The following is a 19,185-nucleotide window of genomic DNA, read 5'->3' as shown; positions in this document are numbered from 1 at the left end:
ACAAACCTTTATTTAAGGTTTGTTGTTTATTAATTCTTTCAAATCATTACAAAGCAATTATTTTTTAGGGTTTTTTGATAGCAAAAAATATATAATTTAAAAACTAGAATAAAGAAGGAATTCATAATTAATAGATATGAAGCAAATTGTGTCATCCGAAAATGAGACTTGAGTTGTTGTTGATAATTTTCAATCTAAAAAATCAAAAGAAAAAACATACCAATCCGAAGCACAGCTTGAAGACCAATTCATTGCAAATTTACAAGCAATCGGTTATACATATGTTGATATTAAAAATGAGCAACAATTGAGAGCAAATCTCAGAGAGCAAATCTCCAGGTTAAATAAATTTACTTTTAACGACAAAGAATGGGATGAGTTTTATAAAACCAAAATAGCAACCGAGAACGAAACTATTTACGACAAAACCGAAAAGATTCAAAAGATTAGAACCTTTAGTGTTAATTTATATAATCGAGATTCTAGTGAAGGAAAATTCAAAAACATTAAAATAATCGACGATGTCGATATTTTTAATAATCAATTACAAGTAATTAATCAATACGAAACAAATTCAGTTAACAAGAACAGATATGATGTTACCATTCTTGTTAATGGACTTCCTCTTATTCACGTTGAACTAAAACGCCGCGGTGTTGATATTAAAGAAGCATTTAATCAAATTGAAAGATACCAAGACCAATCCTTCTCTAGTGGAGACGGATTGTTTAATTTTGTCCAGTTATTTGTAATTAGCAACGGAACCTTTACTAAGTATTACTCAAATACAACCAGATACTTAGCTGTTAAGGAAAAACAAAAAAATTCCAAACTTGAATCAGGTCAAATTAAAACGAGCAATTCATTTGAATTTGCGATTACTTGAGCTGATAGCAATAATGAACTCATTCAGGATTTAGAAGATTTTGCGTTCTATTTCTTTCGAAAAAGAACCATTTTATCAATATTAACTAAATACTGTGTGTTAACCGAAGATAAACGGTTATTAGTCATGCGTCCTTATCAAATTACAGCGTGCGAAAAAATTTTGCAACAAGCAAATATTGCTTTAAACAACAAACATCTAATTGGTACTGTTAATGCTGGCGGATATATTTGACATTCAACTGGTTCAGGGAAAACTCTCACTTCATTTAAGGTAGCACAAGTGCTTGCAAAAGAACCCAATATTAAGCGGGTGCTATTCGTAGTTGATCGGAGGGATTTAGACTATCAAACTGTTAAAGAGTTTGAAAAATTCCAAAAAGGTTCAGTAAGCACAACTGCTAATACAAAGGTTTTGGAAGAAAAATTAAATTCTCAATTATCAGATAATAAAATCATTGTTACTACCATTCAAAAACTAAATCGTTATATTAGCAATAATAAATGGAAAAAATGGGATAAAAATATCGATTCAGCAACAGTGTTTATTTTTGATGAATGTCATCGATCACAGTTTGGTGAAACACACCAAAAAATTGAAAGATATTTTAAAGACCACATTTTCTTTGGTTTTACAGGAACTCCTATTTTAGAAAAAAATGCAAATCCATCAAATGGATGAGTAACCACTTCACAAAAATTTGGAAAAAAACTCCACACTTACACTATTGCTGATGCGATTAAAGATGGGAACGTGCTTAAATTCAGTGTTCAGTATAACGATGTACCTAAAAAAATTAATTTAGAAGCTAACGTTAAAAAGAAAGACTCAAATTTTACACATCCAAATCGAATTAAAGAAATTGTTAGTTATACCCTTGATAATTATGATTATAAAACTTTAAGAAATCTCAATGATTCCAAAATTAGTAGATTTAATTCAATTTTTGCGTGTCAAACAACTGCATTAGCTGGTCTGTATTATCGAGAGTTTAAAAGACAAATTGCTCAAAGAGGTATGGATTTAAAAATTGCAACTATATTCACTAATTTTGAAAACTCTTATAAATCCGAAAACATTCTTGATTATGATACCACCCAAGAATTTAATGAGAAAAAACTCCGTAAATCCGAAAAAAGTGTACTTGCAGAAGCGTTTGAGGATTATAACAAAACGTTTAACAAAAACTGAGAATTAAATAGTAGAGACTTTGAGAGCTATTACAAAGATGTCTCACAAAAAGTTAAAGAACGCGAAATTGATATGTTAATTGTATGCAATATGTTTTTAACTGGTTTTGATGCAGTTACTTTAAACACTTTATGAGTTGATAAAAATTTAGCATATCATAGTTTAATTCAATCATTTTCGAGAACTAATCGAATTTATAATTCGCTCAAAACACATGGTAATATAGTAACTTTTAGAAACTTAGAATCAGACACTGAAAAAGCATTAGCATTATTTGGAAGTAAGAATGCTTCGGAAATTTGTAAGTTAAGAAATTTTGACACTTATTTTAAAGGACCGTACCAAATCAAAGGAAGACAAGTTTTAGGTTATCAACCTTTAGTACAAAAACTAAAACAAGATTTTCCGCTTGAAACACTTGAACAAAACACACTATCACTTAAAGAAGAACAAGAATTTATAAGAACCTTTAATGATTTTCAAAGAACAGAAGTGATTGTTAAAACCTTTGACGAATACTGGGATAAATTTGATAAATATGATGAAGTTTTTATCGGAAGAGATCGCCAAGATTATCAAAGTCATTTTTTAAAAATATACGATAAGCATAAGAGAGAAAAGGTTCATAATCCTTTGAATATGCTATACGATGAAATTGAATATGAAATTGAATTAATTCGCAATGCTGATTATGGATGACACGAAATTATTAGAATCATTGTTGAGAAAATTGAATTAGCAAATGAATATAATCAAGAAGAATTTGACAAAATTCAGCAAGAATTTACCAATTTACTTCAGTCACAATACAAATGAAGACATAACACTTCACTGGTAAGTAAGTTTATTTCAAAACTTTGAAATAAACTCAAAAATAAAGTTAAACCAAGTAATTATGATGATGAATGACAAAGTTTCATCCAAGATGAAATTGAATTAGCTGTTGAGCAAATTATTAAGCAATTACCATTAAAAGATAAAGTTGAAACTAGAACATTTATTCGAACATGTCTTAAAGAAGGTGAAGTAAAAGATTATGGAAATAAATTTATGAGCTTAATCAAAGGCTCTAACTTTGTTCAAAATGAACAAAGCAAATACGATAAAGCTCAAATAGTATCTGAACAATTAAATCAATTAGTTAAGAAATTTAATGGAATTTATTAATAACACAAAAGAAAGGGTATCATGGATAATAAAAGAGATATTGAAAGAAGCGAACTACACAATGCAATTTGAAAAATTGCTGAAGAATTACGAGGAAGTGTTGATGGTTGAGATTTTAAAACATATGTTTTAGGTTTTTTGTTTTATCGTTACATTTCCGAAAACTTAGTTCATTATGTTAATCAAGATGAAAAAGATAATGGAAATGAAGATTTTAACTACGAAACACTTGACGATTCATTAGTTAATGAACAATCTAAAAAAGGAATCATTAAGGGAATTGGATATTTTATTAAGCCTTCTGAATTGTTTATAAATGTTCGCAAAAGAGCATCGCAAGATCCTGATTTAAATACTACCTTACAACGTATTTTTACTTCAATTGAAAAATCAGCTTCAGGGAACGAAAGTCAAGATGACTTTGAAGGATTATTTAACGATTTGGACTTTAATAGTCAAAAATTAGGAAAAGAAGTTATTGATAAAAACAAAAATATCATTAAACTTTTAGAAAATATTGGGAATATTGATTTAGGAAAATCATCACAAAGCGCTGTAGATATTTTTGGTGATGCATACGAATTTTTACTAAGTATGTACGCTTCAAGTGCAGGAAAATCAGGTGGAGAATTCTTCACACCTCCTGAAGTTTCAACTCTACTCGCTAAAATTGCTATTGATAATCGTACAAAAGTAAATAAAGTTTACGATCCAACTTGTGGTTCGGGTTCACTTCTTTTAAAAGCAATTAAATTACTAGGTGAAAAAGACAACATTACCAGTGGATTTTACGGACAAGAAGTTAATATTACCACCTTTAACTTATGTAGAATGAACATGTTTTTACATGGGGTTGAATATGATAAGTTTAATATTAAAAACGGTGATACCTTACTAAATCCACTTCATTTAAATCAAAAACCATTTGATGTGATTGTTTCTAATCCCCCATACTCACTTAAATGAGAAGGAGAAAACGATCCAACTTTAATTCAGGATTTAAGATTTAGGGACGCTGGAGTTTTAGCACCTAAATCTAAAGCTGATTTAGCTTTTGTAATGCATTCACTTGATCATTTATCTGAAGATGGAGTAGCTGCTATTGTTTGTTTTCCAGGAATTTTTTATCGCGGAGGAGCTGAACAAAAAATTAGAAAATATTTAGTTGATACAGTTAATGCTGTTGAAGCTTTAATACAAATGCCAAGCAATTTATTCTATGGAACATCAATTGCAACCACTATTTTAGTGCTGAGAAAAAACAAAAAAGATAACAATATTTTATTTATCGATGCAAGTGATATTGTTGAAAAAGCTAAAAAAGGAAACAAACTATCTCAAGCTAATATTGATCAAATTGCTAAATTATATTTTGATCGTAAAGATGTAGAAAACCTTGCAAAAGTTGTGTCTAAAGAAGAAATAGCAAACAATAATTACAATTTATCTGTATCCCAATATATCCAAAAGAAAACTCAGGAAGAAGTAATTGATATTAAAGAATTAAATGCTCAAATCAAAGAGATTACAACTAAACAAGATCAGTTAAGAAGCCAAATAGACAAAATCATTGAAGAATTAGATAAAGAGTTTGAGTAAGATGGAAATAGATAAATTATTTGACAAAGAATCAATGAATTTTAAAGTTTATAAATTAAAAGAAATCGCAACATATCAAAAAGGTGTAACAAATTCTACTGTAAAGATCGGAGATGAATATCCGGTTGTTTCGGGGGGAGTTAAAATTCAAGGTTATACAGATGAATTTAATCGCAAAGAAAATTCAATAACAGTTTCTTCATCAGGTTCGGCAGGATATATAGCATTTTGAAAAACCCCAATTTTTGCAAGGGATTGTTTTACTATTCACCCAAATGAAGAAATAATTTTACAAAAATATTTGTATTATTTTTTAAAAAATAAACAAGAATATATTTATTCATTGAAAACTTCAGGGACAATTCCTCATGTTTATTGATCTACAATTTGTGATATAGAAATTCTAGTTCCTGAGTTAAAAGAGCAAGAGAAAATTATTAGAATTCTTGATTTATTAACTGATTATTCCCAAGAGCTAACTGCAGAGCTAACTGCAAGAAAAAAACAATATTCATACTATAGAAATAAACTTTTAAGCACTAATTACTTAACTGACATTAAAAGACGAAAATTAAAAGACGTTGCTTCATTTGAAAGAGGAACTTGAAAAATTATTATTCCTGAAGGTAATAAATATCCTGTAGTGTCAAGTGCAAAAAATATTACTAAATATACAGATATTTACAACAGAGAAAAAAATTCAATAACTGTAGCATCTTCTGGGCAAGGGGGTGCGGGTTTTATCGCTTTTTGAAATACACCAATTTATGCTTCAAACTGTTTTACTATTAAAGCAAATGAAGAAATCATTTTACAAAAATATCTTTTTCATTTCTTAAAAACTAAACAAGAGTACATTTATTCATTAAGATCAAATGGAGGATTGCCAAATATATATCCTTCAACAATTTCAGATATTGAAATTCTTATTCCAAGTATTAATATCCAACAAAAAATTATTCATGTATTAGATAATTTTGAAAAAATTTGCGAAGATTTAAATATCGGTTTACCTGCAGAAATTGAGCTCAGAGATAAACAATATGAATATTACAGAGATAAATTATTAACATTTACAAAAGATATATTCCAAACATCAGAAGTTGAAAGACAGCTAGCTAAAGACAGCTTAATAAATTCTCTTATTAAACTTATTAATTTTGTCTTTTTCGACACTATTTCAGATAGTTTACAAACTAATTTAGGTAATTATATAAGCGTAATAACAGGAGAATATTTACCTAAAAAAGAAATGCTTAACGAAGGAATTTATCCAGTTATAAGCGGAGGAGCATCAGCAACTGGATATTGCAATAAATTTAACCAAGAAGGAAACTCAATAACAATAGCAAATCGAGGTACCGTAGGATATGTAGGGTTTCAAAAAACTAAGTTTTGACTTGGAAATAATTGTTTTTTAGTTAAAAGTTCAAATCCCCAAATTCTTTTAAATAAATATCTGTATTCTTTCTTAAAAGATAGAGAAAATCTTCTAAAGAAAGAAGCATATGGTGCAGGAACACCTTTATTATCTAAAACGAGTTTTACAAATCTAAAAATTATTCTTCCAGATATTCAAATTCAACAAAAAATAGTAGATATTCTTGATGTTTTCGAAGAATTAACTAGCGACCTAACACAAGGTCTACCTGCAGAAATTGAGCTTGTCAATAAACAATACCAATATTATTCGAACAGATTATTGGACTTTAAAAATTCAAAAAATATATATTAAAACATCTCGCTTGTATAAGCGAGATGTTTTGCTTTGTTAATTATAAATATTGTTTTAAGTCTTCTTTAAGTTGCTCGTAAGGTCTATATCCTAGTAATTTACCAACTACTTGACCATCTTTGTAAATTAGTGTATATGGAATTGATTGAACTTTTTCTTTGCTTGCGTATTCTTTTTCATTGTCCACATCAACCTTAAGAACACTAATTTGATCTTTTTGAGCTAATTCTTCAAGAACAGGACCAAACATTTTACATGATCCACACCATTTTGCGTGGAAGACAACTAAGTGAAAACCACTTTTAACAGTTTCTGAAACTTGGGTTTGTGTTGCTTCTTTAACCATAAAATCCTTTCGTTATATATTTAATAATTATACACAAAAGAGCTAAAAAGTTAAATTTTAAGGATTTTTTAAGTAAAAATTGTAATTTTTCTTTTTTATAAACTTAAGTAAATTATAAAATAATCTCAAATCTCAAGTTTTAGAATTAATATACATATTTTATAAATTAAAACTAATTGTAGTAAATAAATCATAAAAATCAATATCAAAATCAATATCTTCAATTAACTAATTTCCACAAAAAACAGGAAATAAACTTTTTTAAACTTATTTTTATTTTATAATAATGTAAACACACTATTAAAGAAAGGAAAAAATGAGCAACATAAAACAGACACTTTCTAAATTGAAAGCACTAGCAATATCAATGTTAATTATTCCGTTTGCAGAAATTTTATTTTTAATTATAATGCTTTTTGTTATTGGGAGTCTTGCATTTCAAGGATCCCTGTTTTCATTAGGAACCGGAGTTCTTATTGCTTTTATTCTTATAATACTTTTTGCGATTTCAATTCCGTTATTGAGCATTTTCTTTATTGTTTTAACTAGTCAAATTAAAAGCCATTATATAGAAACAAATGACGCGAAACAAATGACGCGAAACAAATTTCAAAATATAATATCATTTTTATTATAAGTATTGTTTTAGCTGGTGTATTCACTTTTCTACTTATTTTTCTGTTTGTAATTCCAATCGTGTGGTTTATTCTTTTTATAATCTTTTCTATTCTAAATTTAGCTTTTATAATTTGAGTATTAATCACAATCAGCGAATCGAAAAGATTATTAACTAAATAAATAAATTAAAAACTTCTCGTGAATAGCGAGAAGTTTTTAATTACTATAATTTTATAAATAAAAGGAAATAAAAAAACAGCAACCCCCTATTTTTGCATCTCTGCTATCTTCGGCACTAACGGGCTTAACTACTGAGTTCGGAATGGGTTCAGGTGATCCCCGTTGCTATAATCACTGTAATAAAAGTATAACACAAAATTAAAAAATACAAGAATTTTTTTAATTTTTTACAACGATATTAAAGTTGCTAACTGAGTTGGTTAATAATAAAACAAATTTAGCTTCTTGCTCAGGAGTAAGGTTAAGGTTTTTTACTCCGCTAAAGTAAACAGTTTCAATATCCCAACGTAATTGGTATTTATTTTTAGCGAAAAGATAAATTAAATCTTCCATAAACCATTCAAAAAAACGATCATTAAAAGGTAAATCTCTAAGCATTTTATGAATGGTGATTTGAAATGTTCGGTTTTCAAAATTAGTAATTTCAAAATCAAAAGATAAATCTAATTCGCTTGATGATTTTGTTTGGAATTTGTTCATATATTAATTTTATTACTTTATTTATTTAAAAGTTTTATAATAATATTTATTTTAAACAGGAATAAATATTATGAATAATTCAGAGAAAATTTTAGGTAATACCAGTAAGTTAAATTTAAATAAATCACAATTTTTTACCTTTTTATTTTTAAGTTTAGGACTAATTGGATTTGTAATTAGTTTGCTAACTAATCAAACCATTTCATATATGTTTTTATTGGTTGTACCATTTAGTTGAATGATTTGTCTAAGTGCATTTGGGTCGACCATTAGTTACAAACAAGCAAAAGATTCAAAAAATGCAAAATTTTGATTTTTTGTATTAATCTTTTCTTTTATCAATATTTTCCTAACCAGTTTAGCAATTGGAATGATTAGTGCAAACCACCAAACCGGGGGATATGTGTTATTTATAATTTCAAATTTAATTATTATTGGATTAACCATTGGTTCATTGTTTGTTAAACCCGAAATCTCAAATAGCAACTTATAATTTTTACTTTATAACTAAAAATTCAATAAAACCTCTTATGTTAAGCACAAGAGGTTTTATTATTATTTAGATAAAAAACTTTTTACTTTAGCTAATATATTTTCGGATGTAAATCCATTTAATTCATAAACAACATCACCAGGAGCTGAGTGTCCAAAATGTTGTGCTAAATGAGCATCAAATTTGCTAAATTGAGCTAGTTTAAATCACAATGGGTCATTAGTTGCTTCAACAGCAAAGTTTGGCAATTTGTTTAATTGTAATGAATGCATTAATTGCTCATCTTTAAGCATTAATTGTAAACAAGGGACTGATACTACATTTGCTTTAATTCCTTCTTGTTCTAATTGTTCAGATACCTTGTATACTAATTCAAGTTCTGAACCACTTGCAAGCAGGTTGATTTGAGCCTGATCATTTTGTTTAATAAAGTATGCTGGAGTAAAGGTCTCTTTTTGTAAATTAAATGATTTTAATGGTTGTCTAGTTACTACAATTGCTGATGGAGAATGTTTAAGAGCAAGAGCGTATTTAAATGAGTTAAGAACCTCATTTTCATCAGCTGGTCTAAAGACAAGGTAATTTGGAATACTACGTAAAGCTGTTACTTGCTCAACTCCTTGGTGAGTTGGACCATCTCCTCCAACTTGGTATGAATCATGGCTAAAGACAGTAATATTTGGTAATTCCATAATTGAACCAAGTCTAAAAGCTGCCTTAGCATAATCAGCAAAAACTAAGAATGTTGCTCCAAAGGTAGTTAAACCTGAATGGAGAGCAATTCCATTATTCATGGCTGCCATAGCAAACTCTCTAATTCCATATTTAATGTTACGATTTGAATCAAATCCAACTTTAGTTGCTCCACGTAAATCAGCTGAACCACCCAAAAAGTTAGTGTGGTTTTTGTCCATGAATTTCATAATTTCATCAACATAATCCCTTAAAGCAACATTAGTTTTAACGAATTTAAAATCACTAAAATCAAATGCTTTTTCTTTATTAATGACTGAAAGCAATTGTTCGTGTAATTGTGGATATAATTCTTTATATTTAGCTAATTTTTTCTCTCAACGAGAGTATAAATTAGCTTTAGATTTTAGTAATTTAGTTCCATATTCATATGCTTGAGGATCATATTCAAATTCATTGGTATGAGTAAGACCTAAACCTTGTTTGTATTCAATAGTAGCTTGTGGACTTAAAATTCCATTGTGTCCTTTTGGAGAATTAGCGACTTTAGTCCCAAAAGCAATAATAGTAGGAACTTGAATATAAGTAGGACGAGAGTTTTTTTGAGCTTGCTTAATTGCATTAATAATAGTTTCAGGACGGTTATTTTTTAAAATAATGGTTTTAAACCTTAATGATTGGAAGAATTTTTCAAAATCAAGATTATTAACTTCAGTTCCTGAAGTATCAATTTGCATATTATTGTAATCATGAACTAAAATTAGCGAATCCAATTTATTAGTTCCAGCAAAAGCAAGTGATTCTAAAGCAACCCCTTCTTGTAAGTCTCCATCACCACATAAAACAAAAACATCGTGGTTGATAATTTTAAAGTCTTTTTGGTTAAATTGTTGACTTAAGTATTTATTACTATAAGCCATTCCAACACCCATAGCAACTCCTTGACCAAGTGGCCCAGTTGATGCGTCAATGTAATCTAGTTTTTCAATTTCTGGATGTGAAGGAGTTTTTGAATGAAGCACTTTATGAGCTTTGATATCATCTAAAGTTAATAATCCCATTAAGTGATAAAGCGAATAAAGTCCCATTGAACCGTGTCCAGCTGAAAGGACAAAACGATCACGATTAAATCATCTTGGATGTGAAGGTGAGAATTTTAAAACTTCTCCAACCATTGAGTAAAAAATTTCTGATGCACCAAGAGCCATTCCAATGTGTCCTTGGTGAGCATTATTAATACCATCAATTGCGACAGCTCGCATATTAGCTATAAAATCTTTGTGAGTAAATTGTTTTTTATACATTTTAATAAGCACCCTTATTTGTTTTCTTGTGAATAAATTTCTTAATTAGTCCATCGGTAGCTAATCCTAGGTAAGCAAGGATAATAACACCAAAAGCAACAAATTTACCTGCTTTAGGGATTAATCCGAGCAACCCAGGTACATAACCAATTAAATAATCAGTATCTCCTCAATTAAGCGAAGTTACTGAAGTATTTAACGCGTTATTTTGTTGAATTAACAAACCTAATTGGTTAGTATTAGTTGGAGCTCAGTTTCCTAAAACAAAGAAAACAGGGATAAAGGTAATGATTAATCCACCAACAAACGGTCCAACAATTGCACCAATAATTCCACCTTTGACATTTCCAAAAACCCCAGAAGTAGCACCTAAGAAAAAGTGTGGAACTAGTCCAGGAAGAACCACTGCAGGAATTAGTGATGCTTTACCAAGTCCAATTGTTATGAACATACCAATTATACCAGCAAAAAATGAAGATATAAAGCCAATTATTACAGCATTAGGTGCATATGGGAATACTACAGGACAATCGACAGCGGCTTTAGAATTTTTGATTAATTTATCACTAATTCCTTTGTACATTGGTACCAGCTCACCAACAAATAATCTTACCCCGAATAAAATAATCTCCACACCAGCAGTAAATGTAAACGCTTGAACAAACATGGTAATTACTCAATTTCCACTTGAAAGAATTGAGTAAGCACTTGGTGAGTTTGTTTGATTAATTTTTCCAATTTCGTATAAAATACCTCCCGGTAAAAAGGCTGCTAAATAAAAGACAAAGACAGTGATTGACACTGAAACTAAAGTATTTCTAAAAAAGTAGAGTGATTGAGGGAATTTAATTTCTTCGGTTGATAAAACTTTTCCTTTTTTAAGTTTATAAATTCCTTCTCCAATTAACCCTGAAAGAGCATATCCAAATCCTCCAGTGTGTCCAAGAGCAATTTCTTCAGTTCCAGTGATTTGTTTCATGTATCTTTGTTGTACAGATGGAGAAAGCACCATATAGATAGCGAGTAATCCAGCTGAAGTAAAGAGTGCTAGTGCAAAATCACCTGGTTTGTGTTCAAAATCAAATCCAATCACATACATTACAGCTGCAAGCATGATTGAACTATAGTATAAAACATGACCAGACAAATAAACATATTTAAAGCGTGAAGTGAGTGCTAAAACTATGTTTAGTAACATTGCAACCACCATAATAATGGATCCTAATGTTGCAATTGAAGGAAGTGCAGTGGTTAAAGCACCTGTAAAACCGTCATTATTAGGAATAATTCCATTTAATGAATAGACTGCTTGAAAGACAGGCTGAAATTGATTTAATGAACCAACTAAAACTCCCGCTCCGCCTCCTAAAATTAAAAATCCAACAATTACTTTAAAAGTACTAATTACCACTTGTGATGCTTTTTTACGTAGAGCTAAAGCTCCAATCATGGTAAAAATTCCAATTAGTAATGCAGGAGTTCCAACGAACGCTTTGATAAAATTAAGCATTCAAAACAAGAAAGACATAAAGCCTCCTAATTGAGATTTAATAATTGTTTTAATTTAGTTGTTAACTCTTCTTTAGATAAAATATTGGTTAATATTACCATTTTATCTGCAGGAAAGTCTAAAACTGGAGCTACATCAGCTCCAACGATAACATAATCAACTCCTTTTTTATCAAAAGAAGAAATGTTGGTGTGTTCAACTGATTCATAGTCTACACCAAGTGAATCAAGGACAGTTTTCACGTTCATTTCTAATAATAGTGATGAACCAAGTCCTGATCCACAGACACATTTAAAGTTCATATTTTTCTCCAAATTGTGTGATTAAATTTAAAAATTCTTGCTTTGATTGAACCTTGAGAGCTTTTTGCTTGAATTCCTGGTTCATAAAATAATTTCCAAATTGAGCAATGAGTTCAAAGTGCGAATCATTATCCGGTGCTGAAAGAGTGATAATAATCTTAGCTGTTTTATCAACTTGGTTATTAAAAACAATTTCTTGGTTAAGAATTAGTGTTGAAGTAGCTGGCTCTAAACAATAATTTCCAGCTGGTGCATGCAATAATGCAATTCCTTTTTCAAGCACATAATAAGCACCAAATTGTTCGGTTGAACGTAAAATTTCTTGCTCTAATTGTCAAGTTGCTTTATTTTCTTGAACTAACAAACCAACACCAAGATGAATAGCTTGCTTTCAATCAATATTCTGTTCCATATATTGAATTGTTTTTGATTCAAATAACTTCATAAAGCTCCTAGTGGTTTAAAAATGCAATTATCATAAATAAAGCAAATAAAAGAATGAGCATAATTATAAAAGCAATAAAAATTCATTTTCCTGCTTTACTTGTGGTTTTGGGTGTAAATTCCTTTGGAATTGGGAGTGAATTAATATAAAAGAATTTGTTTGGGTTTTTAGCTAAAACCAACGATTCATGCTCTTTTTGATGATATAAAGTTTGTATTTGCTGTTCTGATAAAGAAAGTAAATATTCCTTATTAATTTCGTATTTGTAAATTAGGTGTTCAATCATTTGTTCTTTATTCATCTTTGCCTCAATTTCTAAACAAGTTAATTAATTCTGAGATAATCTGAATATAAAAAGTAAGATATTTATTCAAAAAATAAAACTTTTTGTATTTTAAATAACTCAAAATAAGATTTAAATTCTGGTTATGATAATTTTCAATTAAATAATTTTTAGTTTGAATGTAAATAAACTTATAAATTTGATAATTAATTAAATAATCAAGAATAATAATTAATAAAAAAATAATCAAAAAACAAATTGATAAAATTCACAGTCCAAATATAAGCAAAATCCATGAACCAGTTAATATAGTAAAAGAGATTATTTTAAAGAATAATTCTATTTTTTGGTTCTTTAATTGTGTAAATTGGTATTTTTTTCATAAGAAAACAATGTTTACAAGAGCATAAATATCTTGATTTAGAAAATCTTTATCTAAGTTTATCTTCCTTTTTGAGATATTGATATTTTGTTTGAAAAAACCAGTCTTAAGGAATATATGAAAATGATGATTGTATTTATTAAAAAGAGAATTTTTTATTTTTGCTAAAACCGATTCGCGATAAATTATTTTAATCTTTTGATATTTAACTTTCAAATTAAAGCTGTAAACATATTTGAAAAATAATTGAATTAATAAAATTAATATCAAAAATAAATATCCGTAAAGAATAAAATTCATTATTTTCCTGAATTTTGTTTAAATAAGTTGTTTTTTAAGAAAATATCTACAACTTTTTCAACATTTATATTTTCACTATTTTCACTTAGAATTTCTTCATTTAATTCATTTATATTCATACAACGATATTTAGTTTGATTATTAATTTGATTTAAATCAATTGTCTCATCAACAAGAATAATTCGTTCGTAATTATCTTTAAATCTTCGATCTAATCAACCTTTCATTTGATTAAATCAATAAATTTCTCATTTATCTTTTTTAGCTCATTTTTTGTTTTTAAAAATATGCAATCCATTTTCATTGATTAAAATCATATTTTCGGTATATTTAATCAAATCACTTAAAATATAAATTTTATTTTTTGATATGATAATTCCTGAAAATAGTGAGTATTTGCTTTTAGCAAAAGCATTTTTAACCAATATATTACTCAAAACAAATGCATTATTTAGCGAATTTAAAATAGTTAATTTATCAATTGTGTCCTTTGTAGTATGACCAATATTATTCTTAATAATTAGACCTTTATTTGTGTATTTTAGTCAAAGTCGTCAAACAATAACACCTATTAATATTAAAACTAAAACACTACTTAAGACAATTGTTATTATGTTTAGAAAATTACTCAAAATTATCCTTTCATCAATTGTAAAATGTTGAAATTTCATTATCAAAAGAAAAAATAATTGACCCACCAATAGCTATATCGACTTGATTCATTAAAAATTCAATTGCATTATTTTTTCTAAGTCCGCCATCTGAATATATATCGATATTTGAATTAATTTGTTTAATTGCTTTGATCTTATTAAGTAAATTCATATTCAGAGGTTGACCAGTTCCACCTATTTTGTCAATAGTCATTACAAGAATTTTTTGTGAGTTTAAAATAATATTTTTGAAATCATTTGGATTATTTAAAGCTTCAAGCATAATTCCAAACGACACCTGTGGATAATTACTGATTAATTGTTGAAATTTATTAAAATCCACTAAATTTGCAGGAAGAAAAATAGTTTTAAATCCTATTTGAACTAATTTGTCAATTAATTTCAAGGGTTTTGACGTCATAACATGAGCGTCAAAATTTATTTTTGGATATTTTTTAATCAAGATTTGAGCTTGATCAAATGTAGATCCAAAATTGTCAACAAAAATACCATCCATAAAATCCATATGAATATGTTTTAAACCTAGTTTTGTGAGTTGATCAAATATTTTTACTGCATTAAATGTGTCAATTGCGCAAAAAGAAAGTGCAAATTTCATTGTTAATTTCCTAACTATCCAACAAAAGTATATATATATATATATATATATATATATATATAGCAAGCAAAAAGTGCATTTTATTCTCAATTTATGGAAATTTTTTCACATTTACAATGAAAAAAAATTGATATGCACCCCAAAAGTTAGACAGCAAATGCTAACTTAAAAGGGGTGTATTTTTTATGAAATTAAATTATCAAGACAAAATTAAGATATATGAATTACGACAAAAAGGTATATCAAGGTCAGCTTTATCAAGGTTATTTGGTGTGGATTCTTGAACGATAAGATACTTAGTTAGTTTAGCAAATCTTCATGGAATTAATATCTTTAAAAAGACTAACAACAAATATTATTCGCCAGAATTAAAATTAGAGATGATTCACAAAGTCTAAAATATGACTTACCCGGTTATGGATGCTATCAAGATGGATAACTGAATACAAGAAAAACGGGTATACTATTCTTGAAAAGAAAAGAGGAAGGATAACAAAAATGGGACGTAAACCAAAAAAATCTCAAGAAGAATTAACACCACTTGAACAAAGAGACAGAGAGATTGAGCGTCTCAGAACTGAGGTGGCATACCTAAAAAAGTTGAGACAATTTCTCTTAGAGGAAAATTATTTACAGAGTGAAAAACCAAAACAATCAAAGAAATGGTCAAAGAAGGATTCTCGTTAGACATTTTGTTATCAGTGGCTAATTTAGCTCGTTCAACTTATTATTATCATCTCAAAAGATTAGACAAAGAAGATAAAGATAAGAATATTAAGCAAGAAATTAAATCTATTTACAACGAACATAATGGAGTTTATGGTTATCGTAGAATTCATCTCGAGCTACGAAATCGTGGATATTTGATAAATCATAAGAAAATTCAACGTCTTATGAGACAAATGAATTTATTTGCAAGAACTAAAAAACGTAAAAAGTATAAATCTTACATGGGAAACGTTGCTCAAACAGTTCCAAATCTTATTAACAGACAATTCTATGCTTCACAACCTTTAAAAAAGTGTTACACTGATATAGCTGAATTTGCTCTACCAAATAATTCTCAAAAGCTTTATTTATCTCCAATTCTAGACGGTTTTAATAGCGAGATTATTAGTTTTAGTTTGTCTCGTTCTCCAGATTTGAGACAAGTTCGAAAGATGTTGGGAAAAGCTTTTCCGAACAAAAAATATGAAGGTACCATTCTTCATAGTGATCAAGGTTTTCAATACCAACACTATAGTTATCATGAATTTTTAAAAAATAAAGAAATTATACCTTCAATGTCTCGCAAAAGAAATAGTCCGGACAATGGAATGATGGAATCGTTTTTCGGAGTCTTAAAATCAGAAATGTTTTATGGACACGAAAATAGTTTTGGTTCACTTGAAGAGTTGGAAAAAGCTATTACCGATTATATTTTTTATTACAACAACAAAAGAATTAAGGTTAAATTAAAAGGACTTAGTCCTGTAAAATACAGAACTAAGTACCTTCAATAATTTTCTGTCTAACTTTTGGGGTTCATATCAATTAATTCAAAAATTGTTTGTCCTATGGTGTCGCTCTCGTGGTCTCCAATGATTTTATGAGCTACATCTTTAGCTTCTTGTGTCCCATTTGACATGCAAAATCCAAAACGAGAATTAATAAGCATTTCACAATCATTACCACTATCACCAAAGGTAATCAAATTATCATTAGTTAATTTTAAATCTGTTAATAGAGTTTTAATTCCTTGATATTTAGAGATTCCAATTGGGTTAATATCAGTGTAATTGAAATTGGTTAAACAAACAATTGCTTGATCTTTTAGTTCTTCTCTGAGTTTGTTAGTTACAATTGGTCAAAGCTCTTTTGAACTTTTTAAAGACATTTGAAGCAATTTAGTGCTTTGTAAACTTGAAAGATAATCACAATGTTCAAGTTCTAATTCTCTAAAAACTCTAAAGCGTTCTCGTTCTTCTTTATTCATTCAAGCAGGATATTTATTTTGATTTTTAGTCGCAATAATTGTTCCGTTTAGCTCATCGGTATCAAAATTTAATAACAATTCATGTTCTAATGCGTGTTTGCGAACTTTGTAATAAACTTCTTGTGGTAAATAACCATAAATTTGAGTTTTATTATTTTTGATATCTCAAATGATTGAACCATTTGAACAAATTGCATAATGAATATCTTGAATAACCTTGTTTTCAATTAGCTTTTTAACTTTAAAAATTCCTCGTCCTGTAGCAAGAACATTGTAATGACCTTGTAAAGCACTAACACTAAGTGCTTTTTGAGTAAAAGGATCAATTGTCCCATCTTTTTTTAACAAGGTTCCATCTAAATCAAAGGCAAATAAATATTTATTTTCCATTTGATTTTCTCTTCATGGTTGGGAATAATAAAACGTCACGAATAGAATCTTTTTCGGTTAAAAGCATTGTTAAACGATCAATTCCAATTCCGCACCCACCAGCGGGAGGGAATCCATATTCAAGAGCTTCTACAAAATCTCAATCAATATCACTAGCTTCGTCATTTCCATTGTTCTTTTCGTTTAATTGATCTTTGAAACGTTCGAGCTGGTCGATTGGATCGCTTAGCTCAGTATACATGTTAGCATACTCTTTAGTATTGATAAATAGTTCAGCTCTTTGCGTAAAACGTGGGTCTTGTTCTTTTGCTGTCAGTGGAGATATTTCGATTGGATGTCCATAAACAAAGGTTGGTTGAACTAATGTTTCTTCAATTAAGGTCTCAAAAAGCTCATTAATAATATGACCAAGTTTAAAGAATTTTTCAACTTTAATTTTGTGTTTTTGAGCAATTTGAACTGCTTGTTCAAAGGTAATATTTTTAAAATTTACTCCCGTAGCTTGTGATACCGCATCAATCATATTAATACGATTAAAAGGTTTAGTTAAATCAATTTGAATACCTTTGTTCATGACTTTTTCTTTGTTAAGTTTTTTCGCAATACTTTTGATTAATTCTTCAGTACGTTGCATCATACCTTCAAGATTGGAATAAGCTTCATAAAATTCAATAGAAGTAAATTCAGGGTTATGAGTGGTATCAATTCCTTCATTACGAAAGATTTTTCCAATTTCATAAACTCGATCAATTCCTCCGACAAGAAGTTTTTTAAGCGGAATTTCTGTAGCAATACGTAAAAAGTAATCTTGAGCTAGTGCATTGTGATGTGTTTTAAATGGTCTAGCACTTGCCCCTGAAAGATAATCGTGTAAAAAAGGAGTTTCCACTTCCATGTACTCTAAATTATTAAAATATTCACGAATTGCACTGATAATTTTACTTCGAGTTCAAAAGGTTTTTACACTTTCTTCATTAACGATTAAATCAACGTATCTATGTCTATATCTCTCTTCAACATCAGCTAATCCATGATACTTATCAGGAAGAGGTTTAAGTGATTTGGTGAGTAATTTTATATCATTAGCTTTAATAGTTATTTCGCCGGTGTGAGTTTTCATAGCTACACCTTGAACATAAATAATGTCACCTAAATCAAAAGTAGCGACTAGATTAGCGAGTTGCTCATTTCGTTTTTTGTTAAAGTAAACTTGAATTTTTCCGTGATAATCCTTAAGCAAAATAAAAGGACCACGCATGGTTAAAATTCTCCCCGCAATTGCATAAGAAACGTTTTTTTGTTCTAATTGTTCTTTAGTGAATTGAACATTTTGTTCAATAATTTGATTTGAGTAAGTTAATTTTTCTAAATTATTAGCATCAACAAATGGATTAATACCCATTTGTTGATAAGTTTGTAATTTATTTCTTCGAACTTGTTCTTGCTCGCTTAATTTAATTTCCATTTTTTATCTCCTTAATAAGCATTGTTTAATTATATTAAATTTATTGTTTCTTAAATCATTTACATCCTCATAAATTGCTAAAAAGTGTAAAATATAAAAATAAAATTAT

Annotated in this window: 17 protein-coding genes, 1 rRNA gene and 1 pseudogene; 6 read left to right on the top strand and 13 right to left on the bottom strand. The window is 28.6% G+C overall.

Translation table 4 applies throughout. From position 1 onward, the window contains the following. The first annotated feature begins 136 nt into the window (after positions 1 to 136). Genes AC1RP9_RS03720 through AC1RP9_RS03710 form a run of 3 tightly spaced genes read left to right on the top strand, consistent with a single transcriptional unit; the run spans position 137 to position 6,578 of the window. Positions 137 to 3,244, top strand: a complete 3,108-nt coding sequence (locus AC1RP9_RS03720; RefSeq protein WP_481822294.1) for a type I restriction endonuclease subunit R — start codon at positions 137 to 139, stop codon at positions 3,242 to 3,244. Positions 3,245 to 3,265: 21 nt separating this feature from the next. After that, positions 3,266 to 4,843 (top strand): type I restriction-modification system subunit M, encoded by a 1,578-nt coding sequence (locus AC1RP9_RS03715; protein ID WP_481822292.1) that lies wholly within the window; start codon positions 3,266 to 3,268, stop codon positions 4,841 to 4,843. A 1-nt stretch (position 4,844) separates the two neighbouring features. Beyond that, on the top strand, positions 4,845 to 6,578 hold the full coding sequence (locus AC1RP9_RS03710) for a restriction endonuclease subunit S (RefSeq protein WP_481822290.1): 1,734 nt from the start codon (positions 4,845 to 4,847) through the stop codon (positions 6,576 to 6,578). 40 nt (positions 6,579 to 6,618) lie between these two features. Here AC1RP9_RS03710 and AC1RP9_RS03705 read toward each other — a convergent pair whose 3' ends face one another. After that, positions 6,619 to 6,924, bottom strand: coding sequence for a thioredoxin family protein (locus AC1RP9_RS03705; RefSeq protein WP_481822288.1), 306 nt, complete (start codon positions 6,922 to 6,924; stop codon positions 6,619 to 6,621). Positions 6,925 to 7,240: 316 nt separating this feature from the next. Here AC1RP9_RS03705 and AC1RP9_RS03700 point away from each other — a divergent pair, with 316 nt between their 5' ends. Continuing rightward, complete coding sequence (locus AC1RP9_RS03700; protein WP_481822286.1) at positions 7,241 to 7,561, top strand: hypothetical protein; 321 nt, start codon at positions 7,241 to 7,243, stop codon at positions 7,559 to 7,561. Positions 7,562 to 7,795: 234 nt separating this feature from the next. On the opposite strand, the gene rrf is transcribed toward AC1RP9_RS03700, so the two are convergent. Both rrf and AC1RP9_RS03690 read right to left on the bottom strand, forming a co-directional pair. Continuing rightward, positions 7,796 to 7,901, bottom strand: a 5S ribosomal RNA gene (rrf, locus tag AC1RP9_RS03695). 40 nt (positions 7,902 to 7,941) lie between these two features. After that, on the bottom strand, positions 7,942 to 8,262 hold the full coding sequence (locus AC1RP9_RS03690) for a hypothetical protein (RefSeq protein ID WP_481822284.1): 321 nt from the start codon (positions 8,260 to 8,262) through the stop codon (positions 7,942 to 7,944). Between the two features lie 70 nt (positions 8,263 to 8,332). Here AC1RP9_RS03690 and AC1RP9_RS03685 point away from each other — a divergent pair, with 70 nt between their 5' ends. Continuing rightward, positions 8,333 to 8,755 (top strand): hypothetical protein, encoded by a 423-nt coding sequence (locus tag AC1RP9_RS03685; RefSeq protein ID WP_481822282.1) that lies wholly within the window; start codon positions 8,333 to 8,335, stop codon positions 8,753 to 8,755. Positions 8,756 to 8,817: 62 nt separating this feature from the next. Here the strand turns inward: AC1RP9_RS03685 and AC1RP9_RS03680 are convergent, their stop codons facing one another. The 8 genes from AC1RP9_RS03680 to AC1RP9_RS03645 are packed head-to-tail and all read right to left on the bottom strand — an operon-like array spanning position 8,818 to position 15,246. Beyond that, positions 8,818 to 10,752 carry a transketolase-like TK C-terminal-containing protein gene (locus AC1RP9_RS03680; RefSeq protein ID WP_481822280.1) on the bottom strand — a complete coding sequence of 645 codons (1,935 nt, stop codon included), beginning with the start codon at positions 10,750 to 10,752 and terminating at the stop codon, positions 8,818 to 8,820. 1 nt (position 10,753) lies between these two features. After that, complete coding sequence (locus AC1RP9_RS03675) at positions 10,754 to 12,280, bottom strand: PTS sugar transporter subunit IIC (protein ID WP_481822278.1); 1,527 nt, start codon at positions 12,278 to 12,280, stop codon at positions 10,754 to 10,756. Positions 12,281 to 12,288: 8 nt separating this feature from the next. Further along, positions 12,289 to 12,564, bottom strand: a complete 276-nt coding sequence (locus AC1RP9_RS03670) for a PTS sugar transporter subunit IIB (RefSeq protein WP_481822276.1) — start codon at positions 12,562 to 12,564, stop codon at positions 12,289 to 12,291. Beyond that, complete coding sequence (locus tag AC1RP9_RS03665; protein ID WP_481822274.1) at positions 12,554 to 13,009, bottom strand: PTS sugar transporter subunit IIA; 456 nt, start codon at positions 13,007 to 13,009, stop codon at positions 12,554 to 12,556. Before AC1RP9_RS03665 ends, AC1RP9_RS03670 begins: the two co-directional genes overlap by 11 nt. A gap of 7 nt (positions 13,010 to 13,016) precedes the next feature. Beyond that, complete coding sequence (locus tag AC1RP9_RS03660) at positions 13,017 to 13,310, bottom strand: hypothetical protein (RefSeq protein WP_481822272.1); 294 nt, start codon at positions 13,308 to 13,310, stop codon at positions 13,017 to 13,019. Continuing rightward, positions 13,303 to 13,974 (bottom strand): hypothetical protein, encoded by a 672-nt coding sequence (locus AC1RP9_RS03655; RefSeq protein WP_481822270.1) that lies wholly within the window; start codon positions 13,972 to 13,974, stop codon positions 13,303 to 13,305. Before AC1RP9_RS03655 ends, AC1RP9_RS03660 begins: the two co-directional genes overlap by 8 nt. Further along, complete coding sequence (locus AC1RP9_RS03650) at positions 13,974 to 14,606, bottom strand: hypothetical protein (protein WP_481822268.1); 633 nt, start codon at positions 14,604 to 14,606, stop codon at positions 13,974 to 13,976. The genes AC1RP9_RS03655 and AC1RP9_RS03650 overlap by 1 nt, the downstream gene beginning before the upstream one ends. Next, a complete protein-coding gene (locus tag AC1RP9_RS03645) occupies positions 14,599 to 15,246 on the bottom strand; it encodes a beta/alpha barrel domain-containing protein (protein WP_481822266.1) in 648 nt (215 codons plus the stop codon). The genes AC1RP9_RS03650 and AC1RP9_RS03645 overlap by 8 nt, the downstream gene beginning before the upstream one ends. A gap of 185 nt (positions 15,247 to 15,431) precedes the next feature. Between AC1RP9_RS03645 and AC1RP9_RS03640 the strand changes: the two are divergent. After that, positions 15,432 to 16,748, top strand: a pseudogene (locus tag AC1RP9_RS03640) (IS3 family transposase). Positions 16,749 to 16,756: 8 nt separating this feature from the next. On the opposite strand, the gene AC1RP9_RS03635 reads toward AC1RP9_RS03640, so the two are convergent. Then, positions 16,757 to 17,611 (bottom strand): Cof-type HAD-IIB family hydrolase, encoded by an 855-nt coding sequence (locus AC1RP9_RS03635; RefSeq protein WP_481822264.1) that lies wholly within the window; start codon positions 17,609 to 17,611, stop codon positions 16,757 to 16,759. Beyond that, positions 17,601 to 19,076 (bottom strand): lysine--tRNA ligase, encoded by a 1,476-nt coding sequence (gene lysS, locus AC1RP9_RS03630; RefSeq protein ID WP_481822262.1) that lies wholly within the window; start codon positions 19,074 to 19,076, stop codon positions 17,601 to 17,603. Before lysS ends, AC1RP9_RS03635 begins: the two co-directional genes overlap by 11 nt. Between the last annotated feature and the right edge of the window lie 109 nt (positions 19,077 to 19,185).

The sequence above is a fragment of the Mycoplasma sp. 3686h genome (assembly GCF_056781225.1).
The sequence above is the reverse complement of the archived record's forward strand: the minus strand, read 5'-3'. Positions and strand labels throughout refer to the sequence as shown.